This window comes from Occallatibacter savannae (genome assembly GCF_003131205.1).
Classification (GTDB): domain Bacteria; phylum Acidobacteriota; class Terriglobia; order Terriglobales; family Acidobacteriaceae; genus Telmatobacter; species Telmatobacter savannae.
The window spans coordinates 465,794-481,600 of the sequence record NZ_QFFY01000004.1; the positions used below are offsets into that span (position 1 = coordinate 465,794).

The 15,807-nt window shown below is 61.1% G+C and carries 13 protein-coding genes; 5 read left to right on the top strand and 8 right to left on the bottom strand.

What is annotated here, in order from left to right:
- Nucleotides 1-105 precede the first annotated feature (105 nt).
- A complete protein-coding gene (locus DHV10_RS17010; RefSeq protein ID WP_109487566.1) occupies nucleotides 106-2,793 on the top strand; it encodes an ABC transporter permease in 2,688 nt (895 codons plus the stop codon).
- Nucleotides 2,794-2,948: 155 nt separating this feature from the next.
- Here the strand turns inward: DHV10_RS17010 and DHV10_RS17015 are convergent, their stop codons facing one another.
- The 3 genes from DHV10_RS17015 to DHV10_RS17025 all read right to left on the bottom strand — a co-directional run bounded on the left by DHV10_RS17015 (nucleotide 2,949) and on the right by DHV10_RS17025 (nucleotide 7,752).
- On the bottom strand, nucleotides 2,949-4,382 hold the full coding sequence (locus tag DHV10_RS17015) for a DUF1501 domain-containing protein (RefSeq protein WP_109487567.1): 1,434 nt from the start codon (nucleotides 4,380-4,382) through the stop codon (nucleotides 2,949-2,951).
- Between the two features lie 9 nt (nucleotides 4,383-4,391).
- Entirely contained in the window at nucleotides 4,392-7,244 is a 2,853-nt protein-coding gene (locus DHV10_RS17020; RefSeq protein ID WP_109487568.1) for a DUF1800 family protein, read from the bottom strand.
- Nucleotides 7,245-7,500: 256 nt separating this feature from the next.
- Nucleotides 7,501-7,752, bottom strand: coding sequence for a hypothetical protein (locus tag DHV10_RS17025; RefSeq protein WP_162601621.1), 252 nt, complete (start codon nucleotides 7,750-7,752; stop codon nucleotides 7,501-7,503).
- Nucleotides 7,753-8,065: 313 nt separating this feature from the next.
- Between DHV10_RS17025 and DHV10_RS17030 the strand changes: the two genes are divergently transcribed.
- The 4 genes from DHV10_RS17030 (at nucleotide 8,066) to DHV10_RS17045 (ending at nucleotide 10,679) form a co-directional block, all read left to right on the top strand.
- Complete coding sequence (locus DHV10_RS17030) at nucleotides 8,066-8,722, top strand: RNA polymerase sigma factor (RefSeq protein WP_109487570.1); 657 nt, start codon at nucleotides 8,066-8,068, stop codon at nucleotides 8,720-8,722.
- Complete coding sequence (locus DHV10_RS17035; RefSeq protein ID WP_109487571.1) at nucleotides 8,719-9,087, top strand: hypothetical protein; 369 nt, start codon at nucleotides 8,719-8,721, stop codon at nucleotides 9,085-9,087. The genes DHV10_RS17030 and DHV10_RS17035 overlap by 4 nt, the downstream gene beginning before the upstream one ends.
- A 109-nt stretch (nucleotides 9,088-9,196) precedes the next feature.
- The gene (locus DHV10_RS17040; RefSeq protein ID WP_109487572.1) at nucleotides 9,197-9,727 is read left to right on the top strand and encodes a zinc ribbon domain-containing protein; all 531 of its coding nucleotides are present in this window, start codon (nucleotides 9,197-9,199) and stop codon (nucleotides 9,725-9,727) included.
- Nucleotides 9,728-9,845: 118 nt separating this feature from the next.
- The gene (locus DHV10_RS17045; protein WP_109487573.1) at nucleotides 9,846-10,679 is read left to right on the top strand and encodes a LytR/AlgR family response regulator transcription factor; all 834 of its coding nucleotides are present in this window, start codon (nucleotides 9,846-9,848) and stop codon (nucleotides 10,677-10,679) included.
- Between the two features lie 8 nt (nucleotides 10,680-10,687).
- Here DHV10_RS17045 and DHV10_RS17050 read toward each other — a convergent pair whose 3' ends face one another.
- The 5 genes from DHV10_RS17050 to cysD form a co-directional block, all read right to left on the bottom strand.
- Nucleotides 10,688-11,506, bottom strand: a complete 819-nt coding sequence (locus DHV10_RS17050) for a ferredoxin--NADP reductase (RefSeq protein ID WP_109487574.1) — start codon at nucleotides 11,504-11,506, stop codon at nucleotides 10,688-10,690.
- 94 nt (nucleotides 11,507-11,600) lie between these two features.
- On the bottom strand, nucleotides 11,601-12,353 hold the full coding sequence (locus tag DHV10_RS17055) for a sulfite exporter TauE/SafE family protein (protein ID WP_109487575.1): 753 nt from the start codon (nucleotides 12,351-12,353) through the stop codon (nucleotides 11,601-11,603).
- A 24-nt stretch (nucleotides 12,354-12,377) separates the two neighbouring features.
- Nucleotides 12,378-13,058, bottom strand: a complete 681-nt coding sequence (locus DHV10_RS17060; protein WP_338042614.1) for a phosphoadenylyl-sulfate reductase — start codon at nucleotides 13,056-13,058, stop codon at nucleotides 12,378-12,380.
- Nucleotides 13,036-14,706, bottom strand: a complete 1,671-nt coding sequence (locus DHV10_RS17065) for a sulfate adenylyltransferase subunit 1 (RefSeq protein ID WP_109487577.1) — start codon at nucleotides 14,704-14,706, stop codon at nucleotides 13,036-13,038. Before DHV10_RS17065 ends, DHV10_RS17060 begins: the two co-directional genes overlap by 23 nt.
- A complete protein-coding gene (gene cysD, locus DHV10_RS17070; protein ID WP_109487578.1) occupies nucleotides 14,706-15,683 on the bottom strand; it encodes a sulfate adenylyltransferase subunit CysD in 978 nt (325 codons plus the stop codon). The genes DHV10_RS17065 and cysD overlap by 1 nt, the downstream gene beginning before the upstream one ends.
- Between the last annotated feature and the right edge of the window lie 124 nt (nucleotides 15,684-15,807).

A 15,807-nucleotide genomic window follows, 5' to 3' on the forward strand; every position in this document is an offset into this window, starting at 1 on the left:
GTTCCGGACGGTTGCAGGCAGAAGCGGACGGAAAAGGAAGTCAACCTCGCCGCGAAGAAAGAGTTTTGCGGTTCTTTGTGGCGGGCGAGTTGCTAGCTTACTTGGGTGAGCTTGTCGAGCGGCTTCATCCGCATACGCAGATCAGCGAGAGCATTTGCACGGGCGCCGGGGCTGGCGCTCGTGCTGCTGCTTACGATTGCGCTCGGGGTGGGGAGCAATGCGGCGGTCTACGGATTTCTTGAGGGACTGATTAATCCGGGGCTGCCGGTGCGGAGCGGGGAGAAGCTGGTTTCGGTCTTCGAGACGGATCGCTTCCGCAATGCCGGGGCCCTGTCGCCGGAGGCGTTTGGGCAGCTTGAGAAAAGCCACGAGGTGTTCGCGTGGGTTGGGGCAGTCCGCGTTATGCCGCGAACTGCAATTGTGGCTGGACACGCGAAGATTCTGAGTGTTGCGGCTGTGACGCCGCAGCTCGGCGAAGCCTTGTCTCTGCCAGTTGCCAAGGGTGCGGTGATCAGCAGCAATTTGTGGAAGCGCGAGTTTGGCGGAAGCGCGAGTGCAGTTGGGTCCCGGCTGCAGGTTGATTCGGTCGATTTCGAAGTCGGCGGAGTAGGGCCGGAGCGGCTTGACGGCTTGTACAGCGATCAAAGTGTCGACGTGTGGGTTGCGGCCAAGCCGGAGGATCTGGAAGGAGCCGGTCGAGCGAGACGGGATCTGTGGGTCGTTGCGAGACTGCGCGAACGTGTCTCGGCGGATGAGGCGCAGGCGGAGGTTCGTTCCGGAGGTGCGGGACTGAGCGACGTCAGTGTAGTGCCGTTTACAGGATTGGCGCCGAGCATGGCGCGGGGGCTGTCGCAGGTTGGTTTGTTTCTGACGTTCTCAGCCGCGGCGGTGTTCCTGGTTGCGTGTATCAATGTGGCTTCGTTCCTGCTGGGACGAGCGCTGCGGCGGTCGCATGAGACGTCGCTGCGGGTTGCGCTTGGGGCGACGCGCGGTGAGTTGTTGCGGGATCTGCTTGCGGACAGCGTGGTGATCGCGGTGGGCGGCTGGGCGCTGGGATTGCTGTTGGGAATTCTGACGGCGCGTGCCCTTCGGGCATTTTTATTCGAAGGCGACGCAGCGAGACTTACGTTTGCGCCGCACCTGTTGCCGATCTGCGGGGCTTCACTGCTTTGCGTTGTGGTGACGGTGCTCTGCGGAATGCTGCCGGTGGTGGGCACGGTCACGGACCGGCCGTGGATGGTTTTGCAGCGCGAGACGGGTTCGCCATCGCGGGGGGTTCTGCGGCTAAGGTCATTGCTTGTGGTGGGACAGATTGCGGTGTGCTGCATGCTGGTGGTGTGCACGGCGGTCCTGCTGACGGGACTTCACGCGGCACTGGAGACGGGCGCGGGACATCGGCTCGGGAATCCGGTTTTGCTGACGGTGGAGGCGCAGCCTATCGGAGGACCGGAGATTGACCCAGGGTATTTCGATGCCGTGGAGCAGAAGGTGAGTACGATTGCGGGTGTGCGGCCTCTGGGCTGGACGGAGCGGCTGCCGGGCAATGGGCCGGCTTGGCAAAGCTTCCGGATTCAGCAAGCCTCAGCGCAGTATCGCGAGGTTGCGATGGACATCGCATGGCTTACGCCGGAGTCGCTGGAAAGGCTAGAAAAGCTGCCGGTAGCGGGGAGGATGTTCGGGATCGGCGATCGGACGGGCAGGGTTGCTGTCGTGAATGAGACGGCAGCTTCGGAGATTTTCGGTGCGAAGACAGCGGGGATGAGCATACGGGATGCAGGAGATCATCCGCTGGAGATTATCGGAGTGGTGAGAGAGGCAGGGAACGAGGGGACGAGCGGACAAGCGGACGACGTATCCAGGGCGACGATTTACTACGGGTATGTGAATGGAGCTGAGGCTCCGAGTACGATCCGAGATGCTATGTTTCGCGTGCCGGTTGCGGAGCCGATGGCGGGTATCGAACTGAACGCGAATGTGGTCTCGGCGAACTACTTCAGCGTTCTGGATATGCCCGTTGTGGAGGGGCGCAGGTTTGGCGCGGAGCGGGTTGCTGATGAGGGCCGCGTTGCGGTGATCAATCAGGAGGCGGCTGATCTCTATTTCAATGGCAAGGCTCTGGGTTCCGCGGTGATCGATGACAGCGGCGTGCGAAGGGAGATTGTGGGCGTGGTGAAGTCGCAGGTGTTCGGGACGTTCGAACAACATGCGGAGCCGACCATTTATTTCCCTATCTGGCAGAATCCTCCGGCGCGTATGACGCTGATGCTGAAAACTGCGAAGTTGAACAGGGAAGTGGCCGCGGAGCTGCGGCAGAGGGTTGCACTAGTGCCGGGAGGCAGCACGGCTCCGAGTGGGGTGACGACGTTCGATGCGCAGCTTGCTCGCTCCGGTCTTGCGGGATTGCGGATTGCGACGCTGATTGGGGGCGCGTCGGCCGCGATGGCATTGCTGCTTGGACTGATTGGCACGCTGAACGTTCAGAGCGATGCAGAGCGGCAGCGGCAGCGCGAGCGCGCCCTTCGCATTGCGCTGGGTGCGCAGCGCTGGCGCATCGTTCTGCTGGTGATGAGAACTGCAGGCGGCCTTGCGCTGGTGGGGACGGCGATTGGCGTTGTTCTGTCGCTGGCGGTGATGCGATTTGTGATCGCGGAGGCGGCGACGGTTGCGCCGCCGTCGATGGAGGTTTGGCTGATTGCTCCTATGCTGCCGGTCATTGCGGTGGTGATGATGAGCCTTGTGCCAGCGGGGCGCGCTTCGATGATTGCTCCGGCGGTGATCATGCGCGATCTGTGAGACTCTAGGGCGCTATCCCATGAAGCCGAGGCCTTTTTGGATGAGGGCCGGGGATTCGTTTGGGGTGGGGGATACTTCGCGAGTTGGCATCTCTCCCCGGTCCCCAGAAGCGAGGGACCGGGGGCACCCGGTGGTTTTCGCGCGTGAAGCGGATGCTATCCCATGAAGCCGAGGTAGGGGCTGGAGCCGAAGTTGGCAAAGTTGGGGAAGATGGTTTTGATTTGACCATCGGAGAGGCCGAACCAGCGAGCGAGGGTTCCGGCGTACTGATCGACGGAGGTGGTGGGGATGAGGCGGCCTGCGCCGAGATCGTCGGCCTGATTTGCTCCGACGACGGGGTAGGTGCCGTACATGTCCTGGCCGGCGACGGAGCCGCCGACGACGAAGTGATGGCTTCCCCAGCCGTGATCGGTGCCGTCGCTGTTGGAGGTGAGGGTGCGGCCGAAGTCGGATGCGGTGAATGCAGTGACCTGGTTGCCGACGCCCATAGCGACCATCTGTGTGTCGAAGTACTCGAGCGCCGAGCCGAGTTGGGAAAGAAGGCGCGCGTGCTGCACGGCCTGTCCGTCATGCGTGTCGAAGCTGCCGAGCTGAACGTAGAAGATCTGGCGGTTGACGCCGAGGCTGGCGCGGCCGGAGATGATGCGGGCCACGGTCTGGAGGGAAACAGCGAGATCGTTGTTGGCCAGTTTGTTGGTGACTGGGTCGAGGTATTGCGGAGGATCGGGAACGCCGGTGGGGCCGGCCGCGGCCATCGCGGTGGCGAGGGTCTGTTGCGCTTGAATGGAGCGCTGCACGACGACTTCGTATTCCTTGGCGAAGAGATTGGTTTCGTCGGCGGAGAGGATGGACTGGAGCGCGCTCGAGCCGGCGGAGTTGCCGAAGAGGGGATTGGATGTGCCGTAGATGGGAATCGGGCCGGCTGAGGTGACGTTGAGTTGGTAGGACTGTTCGCCGGAGAGGAAGAGCGCGATGCCTGCAGTGGAGATGCAGGTGAACATGGAGTTGGAGTTGACCTTCATGCTTTCGAGGACATCAGCGACGGAGCCGCCCCAGCCCACGTGTTCGGAGCTGCCGCCGTTGGAGGCGATGGCCTGCCACGCGGCGGTCTGATCGAAGTGCGAAAAGAGGGAGGCGGGAAGCGGAACTGAGTTGGACTGGATTTGAGTCTTTGTGGCCGGCGCGATGAGAGTGCCGGTGTTGGCGACGACTGCGGCTCGACCGGCATTGAAGAGGTTCTGGAGCCCGACGAGCGCGGGGTTGAGAGCGAAGGTGCGGCCCCCCTGGGATGTTCTGGGAAGGATGGGGAGCAGGTCGGCGAGAGGATAGGCGAGGCCGGGTGCGCCGGAGCGGGCCTGCGTGAAGGCGCTGAAGGATGTGGGATCGGTGGCGATGACGGTGCCGTGGCCGTCGTTGCCGCCCTGGAGGAAGACGCAGACGAGGGCGCGGTAGTCGGTGAGGCTGGTGCTTTGCGCCATGGCGGCGAGCGAGTTGAGGCCTATGATGAAGGGGCTCGCGTAGAAGCCGGACATCGAGGCGAGCGACGCAGTTCTGAGAAACGATCGGCGTGAGTGATCAAACTTGCACATGCTTTGCTCCTAGTTCTGCGCGCAATACGAAGGCGATGCGAGGGTAAGGAAAACGGCGGTTCTAACGCGGGCTGCGAGGGCGGCGTTAGTTGCGTCTGCACTGCCGGTGGGAACCGAAATCGAACTGACCGCGCTGAGGATCTGGCTGTAGAGAGTGCTGTCCATCTGGCCGGACATGAGCAACAGGTTCACGCGATCAAGGAGCGCGCCGGGATTGTTGGCGAGATTCAGCTCCGCGGCGTAGCTCGAAAAGATGTCGAAGCCGTGCGTGTCGTCAGAGCCAACGGCGGTCTGCATGTAATTGAGGTAGCCGACGACGGAGGAGACGTTGGTCATCTGGAATTCGGGTCCGGTGAGTCCGGCCTGCTCAATGCTGGTGCCGGGCGGAACGTAGCCGGGCGCGAACCAGTTGAATACGGTTGGCGAGCGGAGGGTCATCTGGCCGAGTCCCCAGATCGGGTCTTCGGCGCTGCCAATCCAATAGCCGCCGGTGCGCGATTGTGCGGTGAAGGCGCGCGCCCAGTGGGTGTAGCGGATGAGTGCTTCTCGGACTTTGCCGTATTGCGGATTGCCGGCGGCGGCTGCGGAGTCGCGGGCTTCGGGGTCAAGAAGGATCGCAGTGATGACGGCTTTGAGGTCGCCGCGAACGCCGAGGCCGTTGTCTTTGAAGACGGCAGCGACACGGCTGATGTAGGCGGGGCTCGGGTTGCTGGTGACCAGATGCTGAATCATCTGCTTGGAGAAGAAGGCGGGCAGGTTGGGATGATTGAAGAGCGTGTCGAGTGCGATCTTGAGATCGCCGTTGGGATCCCCTGTGCCGCTCGGAGCGATGGTGACACCGAGGAAGATTTTCTGCGCAGTCGAGTGATGGCTGGGATAGCTCTGCATGGGGAGCAGGTCTTCGCCAATGCCGGGGCCGACGTACATGCAGCAGTCGGACCATGCGGCGTCTGAAGTGTTGCCGGGGACGTTCCAACTGAAGCCGGTGAAGACTCTGGCGAGACCCATCACGTCGGCGTTTGAGTACGTGGGGATGGGCTTGCCGGTGGAGTCGAGCTTCTGCGTGCCGTCGTCGTTGAGCTGGTAGAGGCCGATGGTGAAAAGCTGCATGATCTCGCGAGCGTAATTCTCATCGGGATCAGTGTTGGCATTGCCTTTGTCGTTGCCCTGCATGGCGAGCCACTGGCCCATCATGGGGTTGAGCGTTACATCTTCGAGGAGCTGGCGGAAGTTGCCGAAGGAGTCGGCAGCGAGGGTGTCCCAGTAGTGGGCTGTGCCGCGCGGCATGCGTTCTACGCCGGTGGATGCCATCGAAATAACGAGCATCTCGTGGAGGGAGTATGCGACACGTTGTCGTAGCTGGTCGGGGGCGGTGAGGCTCTGCTGCCAAAAGGCATTCTCTACGTAGTCTTGGCCGTCGCGGTTCTGGAGGAAGGTTTCGGCATTGCACTTGACGTCGGTGGTGGAGCGGGTGGGCTGCGTGTTGACGATCAGAGCCTGCTCAACGCCGGGAGTCGTCAGGGTCTGTTGCGCGGCGAATTGCTCATTGAGCCAAGGCTGGTATCCGATCAGAGAGAGGTGATGGATGTCGGCATCGGTGGCGCCAAAGGTGGCCTGGTTGAGGAAGCGCGCCGCGTCGGACAAGGGAACGATGGGCACCGGCGGCGTTCCATTGACGGTGCCGATCAGGTCTGCGGAGGTGGCAGGGCCGGGGCTGGGGTTGAGCACCTGCAGGTCGAGATTGCCGGGCTGCGTGGGACTGACGCTGGCGGTCAATTGCGTTCCGCTGTTGAAGGTGGTGGGGACGGCGGAGCCATTCACGAGAACCTGTGCGCCATTGATGAAGTCAGAGCCGGTGAGAACGATGGTGGTGGCCGGTGGGCCGGGGTTCATGGTGAGGGGCGTGGCCGAGCTGAGGACGGGGATGGGGTTAAGGACAGAGATGTTCTGGCTGACGGAGACTGATGGATTGTCGACGCTGGTGGCCGTGAGTGTGACGACGTTGTTGGGCGTGGGGACGACGGAAGGAGCCTGATAGGTGATGCTGCCGTCGGAGTTGGAGACTGCAGTGCCGAGGGTGGAGTTGCCGCCGGGGACGCCGTTGATGGTCAGGGTGACGGATTTGTTGAGGGTGCCGGTGACGTCGAGGCCCAGGTTCAAGGCGTTGCGAACGCGGACGTCGCTGCCGCTGTAGGCGAGGACTTTGAGTTTGACCTGGCCGGGAGCGACCTGAACCTGAAGGGTTTTGGAGTTTGCGGAGCCGGGGTCGGGGTTAGCGACGAGCAGCGGATACGTGCCGGGGTTCGCGGCGGGGATGATGGCCTCGAGGTGCGTGCTGGAGACGTAGGTGGTGTCGACAGCTTTGCCGTTCCACATCACCTTAGCGCCGTAGACGAACTTGGACCCGGTGACGGCGACCTGGGTGTCGCCTTCGGGGAAGCCGGAGGGAGTGATGGAGTCGATGATGGGGATGGGATTCCAGATGGCGAGGGCGACGGTGCCCTTGGGGTAGTCCGGGTGAGCAACCGAAGCACTCGTGATGGTGATGGAGTTGGGAACGGGCACGATGGCCGGAGCAGTGTAGAGGCCGGCGGCGCTGATGGTTCCCACTTCGGAGTCTCCGCCGAGTACGCCGTTCACATAGAAGGAGAGCTTCGTCCCATCGAACTGCGTGTGCGTAGCGAGCTGGGCGGTTTCTGTTACGCGCAGCGAGCTGACCGTGGCGGAGATGGCGGTGAAGCTGGCCGGATCGCCGACGGCGACGCTGGAGGAGCAGCCGGTGACGAGCGAGACAGCGGCGGCGCTCAATGCAAGGGTCAGGGCTAGTTTAAAGACAGAAAGACGTACCGGGCGTGGGTGCAAGGAATCTCCTCGTGCGGGGAAGACAAGAGATCACTGCATCTGCAGAGTCAGCTTTTTTATTGGTCTTGGGCGAGCATAGCCGTCTGCCCTGGCCGCGCAAAGGTCAATCTGGCATTTTGTGCTTTTGGGCCCGGTACAAAGGTGCAGGTGGGAGCGACCCGATCAGATGGGAATAGAGGGCAGCGACCCGGTATGCCGCAGATCAAGAGGAAGGTAGCCGTGGAGTCTTTTTCGGAGGAAGTGCAGGGAGGTAGAATCAGGCGATGGCTGAGTTCGAGTCTTGCTCTTTCTCCGCTTTGGACTCTTCGGGATTGTCGGAATTGACGAGGTGGATCACGGACTCGGCTCGCGCTTTGTCCGTCTCGAGTTCGATAATCCGGTTGAGCAAATTGCACTTCAGATCGACAAACGCAGCCCCGTGCGTGTCGATCGTGGGATCGTCCTCAAGTTGCTGAATCGTTCTACGTAAAACGTCTGCGGTTTTTCTGTACGGTGTCTGGCGACCCATTACAACTCCGGAAGAATAAAATCTGGCTCGCGTGTTCTTGGATGCCAGCAAAGGTTTCCTGAGTGGCCCGAAGTAGCTGAAAACGATCCCTTTTGCAACGGCTACTCCGACTGAGAAGCCCTCAGTTTCGTGCCCACATCACCCAAGTAGCTGTTCTCACAGGTACTTACCGGAAACGTATACATTGCGGGAAATGGCACTGGCAATGGCGAAGTCGCCTGAGGTGTCCGAATTGCAACTAAATCGCTGTATTTTTGGTGAAAATCTGGTTTTCTGCGGCTTCGAGCAACCTTTTGTCGTCTAATGGGAACAGATGGGCACCGTCTCCGCCATTCGCGCCTTGTTCACTCCGGCATCCGTCTCGCCGACGGAGGAGCAGGTCAGGCGCGAGAATCTCGCTGTATCCGAAGGTCTTAAGCGCAAAGACACAGCTTTGCTCGACCAGCTCATCGTGCGGTATCAGCATCGTCTCCTGCGGTATCTTTTGTTCCTGACCGGAAATCGCGAAGAGGCTGAGGATCTGTTTCAGGAAGTCTGGATGCGGGTTCTCACGCGCGGGACGCAGTTTAACGGCAAGTCGCGCTTCGAGACCTGGCTTTTTACGATTGCGCGAAATCTCGTCATCGATCAGCGCCGCAAGCGCACGATGTCTAGTCTGGATGAGCTCTTTGAAGCTGGCGGGGAGGATGATCGCCCGCTTGCTTTCGAAGTCCCGGACCACGGGCCCGGTCCCTTCGACCGAATGTCGAATGTAGAGGACCGCGAGCAGATTTCGGCCGCGCTTTTGCAACTCGATACGCTCTACCGGGAAGTGCTGGTGCTGCGGTTCCACGAGGATCTTTCGCTTGAGGAAATCGCGAAGGTTACGCGGGCACCGCTGTCGACGGTGAAGTCGCGGCTCTATCGCGGAATGGCGTCGATCAAGCCGCGCCTTGAGCGGGCGCAAAACCGGCGCCCGGAGGCAGTGTGACTCCTTCCGGGTCGGTGGCGGGCAATCACGAGCCATCGCAAAGCGATCTGATTGGGGCAGTCTCTGGACTGCAGGGCGATCGCGACCGTAGTCTGGGCGAGAAGACGCGCCGCGTGGTGATGGCCTCCGCAGGCGTCATGCAAGATCAGAAAGCAGGACGGAAGAGGATTCGGGCGTGGGCGATTGCCGCGACTCTGGTGGTCTTTTTCATCGTTGCGCCGCCGATCTGGTGGCTGATCGAGAACCTGATTGAGGAGCAGCATCTGAACAGCACGTTCGGAGAGATCGCGATCTGGGGGTTCTTCTCCATTACTGCTCTTCTCGGCTCTGCATTACTTGCGGGATGGCTGCGCCGCAGGTCCTAGGCACTTCCGGTCTATACTAGGCGCAACTTCAGCGACGTTGATTCCGTCCATAAAGCAGAATCAAGCTGCTGCGAAGCAGCGGGCCCTCCCCCGAGGGGGCAATTGAGCTATGCGAGAACCGGAAACGATCAACCCGAACGACGACACTCGGCTGGTGCCGCTATGGTCCATCGTCATTGCAGCCGCCGTTTTCGTTCTGGTCGAGTACTACTTCTGGATCGTGTTTCCGAAGTCGCAGCACCACCAGGTTCCGCTGGGACTGCGTGCATACTTCGACATTACCTGGGGGCTCCTGGCATCGCTTTACATCCTGATGGTGGGATACATCAGCAAGGATGCGCCACGGCGCGCTATGAGCTCGCGCTTCTGGATGCTGATCTGTTTTGTAATGCCGGGCGGAATCGGGGCTGTTCTGTACTTTCTGCTGCGAGCTCCTCTCGTTTCGACGTGCGCGGCCTGCGGCACTCATGTGCAGAGCGATTTTCACTTCTGCCCTCAGTGCAACTATCAGCTGACAGCGAGCTGCGGGAATTGCTTCCGTTCAGTGCGGGCGACGGATCAGTTCTGTACCCGCTGCGGCCACGAGCTGGAGCGCGATCATATGCCAGCCAGGCTGCGCGTTCACGCCGGACGCGAATAGCGCCACCCTCCTCTCAATGTCCGCCAATGCAGTTCACGGTGCGTCTGCCGCCGCTCAGCGCGGGTGTGTTTGACCCCTGCGGTTCAGCTACCTACAATCAAGCTTCGGCCTGCCAGCGATGACTATCTCTGCCCTCATCATCGATGACGAACAGCTTGCTCGCGATGAGCTGGCGTACCTGCTGCAGGCGGCGCCGGACGTCGATGTGGTGGCACAGGGCGCGAATGGTATCGAGGCGGTAGAACTGATCGAACGGCATCATCCGGATATCGTGTTTCTTGATGTGCAGATGCCGGGACTCGATGGATTTGCGGTGATCCAGCGAATCATGGACCGACATCGCAAGCTTAAGGACAATCAGGGCTGGCAGCTGCCGCAGTTTGTCTTCGCGACTGCTTACGATCAGTACGCTGTGCGCGCCTTCGATGTGAATGCGGTCGACTATCTTCTTAAGCCATTCGATCGCAATCGCGTGGACAAAGCTTTGGAGCGGGCGCGCGCGCGGATCAATAACGGTGCGGCTGGGACGCAAGGCGATTCGCCGATCGAGTCGCAATTGGATGCGCTGCTAGCCCTGCTCAAGAACGGATCACAGGCAACAGGGCGGGGGGCACAGCCGGCGAAGCTGATTGTGCAGGCGGGGAGCCGGTTGCTGCTTGTGGATCAGGCGGAGATCTGTTTTGCGGAGATAGACGAGGGCGTGATCCGAGTGGTTACGCATCAGTTCGAGGGCCAGTCGAAGTGCCGCACCATTGAGGAATTGCTGGATCAGCTGGATCCTGCAATCTTCTGGCGCGCGCATCGCAGCTTTGTGGTGAATATCAACCAGATTCGCGAAGTGGTGCCGTGGTTCAAATCGACTTATCAGCTGCGGATGAACGACAAGAAGCAGACGGAGATTCCGGTCAGCCGGGCACAGACGAAGCGGCTAAGAGAGCTCTTCAATCTGTGAAGCTCTTGCTAGTCGTAGCGCTCGAAGATGATCTGCTTGCGGTGCCAGCCGTAGCTTGAGAGCTTTTCGCGGACGCCGGCGACCATATTGTTTAGGCCGCAGATGTAGGCGTAGATGTCGAACTTCAGTTCTGAAGGCAGGATGTTTGAATCGGGGGGAGGAACGGGCAGGGTCTGGCCGAGTTTGGCGGCGCGTTCTTCGACAATGCGCGCCACGTGGTCCTGCACGTAGCCGCGGAGGCCTTTCCAGCTCTCATCGGCACGGCTGAGCGTGGGGAGGTAGTGGAAGTTCGGCTTGCGGGCGGCGAGCGCTTCGAACTCTTCGCGGTAGTAAAGTTCACTCTCGTATCGCGTGCCGTAGACCATCCAGATTTCTTTGCCTTCGCTGCGATCGATGCCGGCGTCGGGACCAGTCTCAGGGAAGAGCCACTGGGCGTATCCGCGCATGGGAGCGATGCCTGTTCCGGTAGAGATGAAGATGGAGTCGGTGACGGGCTGCTTAAGAACGAAGTGCCCGTGAGGGCCGTGCACCTGAATGGATCCACCCGGCGGCAGATCGGTGAGGTCGGCGAGGTGATTGGAGAAGAAGCCTTCCGGTACGCGGTTCACACATAGCTCGAAGCGATTTTGATTCGCAGCCGAAGCGATTGAATAAGCGCGAGTCTGCTGCTTGCCGTTAGCGTCGGGCGCGACGGCGGAGATGAACTGGCCCGAAATGAAAGGAAAGCTCTCCAGGTCTTCAAGAACAAATTCGAAGTGATAACACTGGGCCGATTCAGAGATGCACACCTTTTTGAGAAGGCGTGCCGTATGCAGTTCACGCGCCAAGGTCAACTCTCGCTTGCAGGTAATGTTGGAACAAACCGAGCACTACGAGAAGTATATCGTCCGGGCGCAGCGGGTAGCGTGGACGGGCGTGGCTTTACGCGAGCGCGTGCCAGCAGAGCTGGACGCCCATTGCCAGCAACCATAGCGAGAGGGCGAGGCGCATGGCGCGAACCGGAATGCGCGAGGCGAGGCCGGCACCGACGATGCCCCCGAGTACGCCACCGACGATCAGATTGATGAGCAGGGCGGAGTTCAGTCCAGCGCTGTGGAGATGCAGTGACCCGCCGATGATGGAGAGGCAGAGGCCGAAGGCCAGGTCTGTTCCCACCACGCGGCGTGCGTCGAGAGGAGTGAGGCCGAGAAGTGCAAGTGACCCGAGAGCGCCGGCGCCGGAGGACGAGAAGCCGACCTCGGCTCCGATGGGCAGCATCACGGCGGCGAGCCAAGCGGGTGAATCGGTGCGGCGCGCGATTTCACCGCCAGGCCTAAAGTGGCGATAGATGTGCCAAGCGGAGGAGATGACAATCATCAGGCCGAGGGCCATGTAGAGCCAGAAGTTGTTGGCTTCATTATGGGCGACGCGCTGAAAGATATAAGAGCCGATGGCGACACCGGGGATGCCGGTGGCGAGGATAAGGCCGAGGGTCTTCCACTCAACCTGTCGTTTCCAGATTTGTACGGGAACGACGATGAATTTAACGGCGGCGGAGTAGATGAGCGCAGTGCCCACGGCTTCTGCCACGGGCACATGCAGGAAGAGGATGAGCAAGGGCGCGATCAGCGAGCCGGCACCGACGCCGGTGATGGCGATGATGACGGCAATTGCAAATCCGAGGATGAGTTCCATCTTGCTTACCCTTTACTTGGCCGCTTACTTGGCCTGGAGGTGAATGCCGCACTCGACTTTTCGGCCGGACCAACGGCCGGACCGCGCATCTTCTGGATCGAAGGGCAGGCTGGTGCAGGGGGCGCAGCCGATGGATGTGTAGCCCTTGTCGTAGAGGGGCAGCAGAGGGATGTTGTTTTGCTCGGCGTAGCGCCAAACGTCGCGGGTGGTCCACTCGGCAAGTGGGCTGAGCTTGGCGAGAATGTGGCCGGTGGGCAGCGTGAAGAACTCGCGGGGCTGCAGGTTGGCGCGGGTCTTCGATTGCTCGCGGCGCAGGCCGGTGACCCATGTTGTGTATCCGCCCAGCGCGCGGAAGAGCGGCTCGACTTTGCGCAGTCCGCAGCAGCGGTCTGGCGCGGTCTGGTTGAGGATGCCGAATTTGGATTCCTGCTCGGCTACGGTGATTTCGGGCTCGACGTTGACGAGGTTCAGGTTCCACTCCGCGGCGATGCGATCACGGTAGGTGAGCGTCTCGGGGAAGTGATAACCGGTCTCGAGGAAGAGCACGGGGATTTCCGGCCTGATCTGGCGGGCCATATGGACGACGGCCACGTCTTCGGCCTGGAAGCTGCTGGTGATACAGGCACGCTGCGCATCTTCCAGCTGCTCTTGAAGGAAGGTGAAGGCTGCTTGTGCGAGTTCGTCAGATGCCGAGACCGTTGTCATTGTCATCCTCTCCTGTGGGTAGTGAAGCGATTCTTTCGATTTCCGCGAGGAATTCCTCGGGGCGCGCGAACTCGAAGTCCGCGCTGATTTCGTAAGGCTTGCCGCTGAGCGAATCTGCGCGGAGGAAGGCGATGGGAGCCAGTTCGTCGGACTCGCTGATGATGAAGGCTCCGACCCGAACAAGATTCAACAGCTGTGAGGTACCTGCGAAGCGGGTGCGCAGGACGAGGGCGCCGGTAACGAGGAGCGTCTGCTCGAGCTGTCCGGCGAGGAAGGGGCGATCGCCTACTTTAAGCAACCCGGCAATTGCGCGTTTGTGATCTTCGGAAGCTTCTTGAATTTGCCGGATCATGCCGGCGCCTGCGGTACCGTTGTCGACGGCGTCGATCAGGATCAAGCTGCCGGTGGCGCGGCTTTCGCGGTAGAGGTCAGCGAGGAGCGGCCGACTGGTCTCGATGACAACCTGGCCGATGTCGTTGAGACCGAGCTGTGCGGCGGAGTTCTCGGCGAGGTGCTCTACGTCGATGCGCGACCTGAGCTCGACGACCGTGGCCTTGACGGTCTGGCTGGCGTGCTTGAGCAGATAGGTTGCGCCTACGCGGAGAGGTTTCGAGTGCATCCATACGACGGTGGCTTCGAAGCGCGTGGTCTTGCGGGGCGGAGCCTCAATGGCGGCGATCATGTCGCCACGGCTGAGATCGATCTCGTCTTCGAGAGAGACGACGACTGACTGCGGGGCGTGAGCGCGAGCGAGTTCGCCTTCCCATGTGGTGATGGACTTGACGCGCGAACGCCGGCCGCTTGGGAGAGCAAGGATCTCGTCACCCGGATGGACAGCGCCGGCCGTGATCTGGCCGGCGAAACCACGGAAATCCTGGTGGGGTCGGATCACGCGCTGGACGGGCAACCGGAAGGTTGCCTGTGTGCGCTCGATGGCGAGCGGAAGCGTCTCGAGGAGTTCGAGGATGCTGGGCCCGTCGTAGAAGGGCATGCGCGTGCTGCGGTGGACGACGTTGTCGCCGTCGAGAGCACTTACCGGGACGGGGATCAGCCGCGGAATTTCAAGCTGGCGGGCGAGGGCCTGGAGGCTGTCGCTGTGCTGCTTGAAGACCTCGGGCGAGAATTCGACCAGGTCCATCTTGTTGATGGCGGCGATGACGATGGGGATACCGAGGAGAGACGCGATGCAGGCGTGGCGGCGGGTCTGGTTGAGGATGCCTTTGCGTGCGTCGACCAGGACGATAGCAACGTCGGCGGTAGAGGCGCCGGTGGCCATGTTGCGGGTGTACTGCTCGTGGCCGGGGGTGTCGGCGATGATGAATTTGCGTTTCGGCGTGGAGAAGTAACGGTAGGCCACATCGATGGTGATGCCCTGCTCGCGCTCGGCGCGAAGGCCATCGGTGAGCTGCGCGAAATCGATGGCGGCGTTGCGGGTGACGGACTTGATGTGGTCGTCGTAGACGTTATGCGAGTCGTAAAGAAGACGGCCGATGAGCGTGGACTTTCCGTCGTCGACACTGCCAGCGGTGGAGAAGCGGAGGAGGTCTTTGCGGAGCTCGGCTTCGAGGCGCTGCTCGATAGGCAATCGCTCTTCGTCTGACTGGGCTGCAACGGTTACTTCGAGGACGTTCTTCTCAGTGGTTGCCATCAGAAGTAGCCCTCGCGCTTCTTGATCTCCATGGAACCGTCCTGGTCGTGATCGATGATGCGGTTGGCTCGCTCGGAATTCCGGACCTCCATGAGCTCCTCGATGATCTTGGGAACCGTGTCGGCGTCAGAGCGGATGGCGCCCGTGCAGGGGCTGCAACCGAGCGAGCGGAGGCGGCACTTTACAAGCTGTTCTTCGCCGGGAAGACCTTGGATGAAGGGCTGTTCGAGAGGGATCAGCGAGTCGGCGCGGACCAGCATCTTGCGGGGCTTGGCGAAGTAGAGGGGAACGATCGGGATGTTTTCGAGATGGATGTAATGCCAGATGTCGAGTTCGGTCCAGTTGGAGAGGGGGAAGACTCGAATGCTTTCTCCGGGGCCGATTTTTCCGTTGAAGAGCGACCAGAGTTCGGGGCGCTGGTTCTTGGGGTCCCACTGGCCGGCGCCGTCCCGGAAGGAGAAGATGCGCTCCTTGGCGCGCGACTTTTCTTCATCGCGGCGGGCTCCGCCGAAGGCCGCGTCGAAGCCCTGGGAGCGAAGACCGTCGAGGAGGGCCTGGGTTTTCAGGAGGCCGCAGCAGCGCTGGGTTCCGAGCTTGATGGGATTGGCGCCGTTCGCGAGCGCTTCTTCATTGCGCCAGACGATGAGCTTGAGGCCGAGCTCGGCGGTGTAGCGATCGCGGAATTCGAGCATCTCGCGGAATTTGTACCCGGTATCGACATGCAGAAGGGGAAACGGAATGGGACCGGGGTGGAAGGCTTTCTGGGCCAGGCGAAGCATCACGGAGGAGTCTTTGCCGATGGAGTAGAGCATCACCGGGTTCTGAAACTCGGAGACGACCTCGCGGAAGATGTGGATGCTCTCAGCTTCGAGGAGCTGGATGTGATTAAGCCGGTCCCGCGAGATGTCCGCGGCAGAGGATGCGGAGAGATGGCCGTTGCTGGCTGAATCGGGTTCGATTGCGGCGGTTGCTGTCATGTTTCTCCGGATGTTGAAGGCAATAAAAAACCCGCGGCGGCAGGATGGCTGCAGCGCGGGGTATGGGAGATTCCGGTAAGTCTTAGTGGCGGCTTATCCCATAGTCCGGCGCGGCGCACAACAA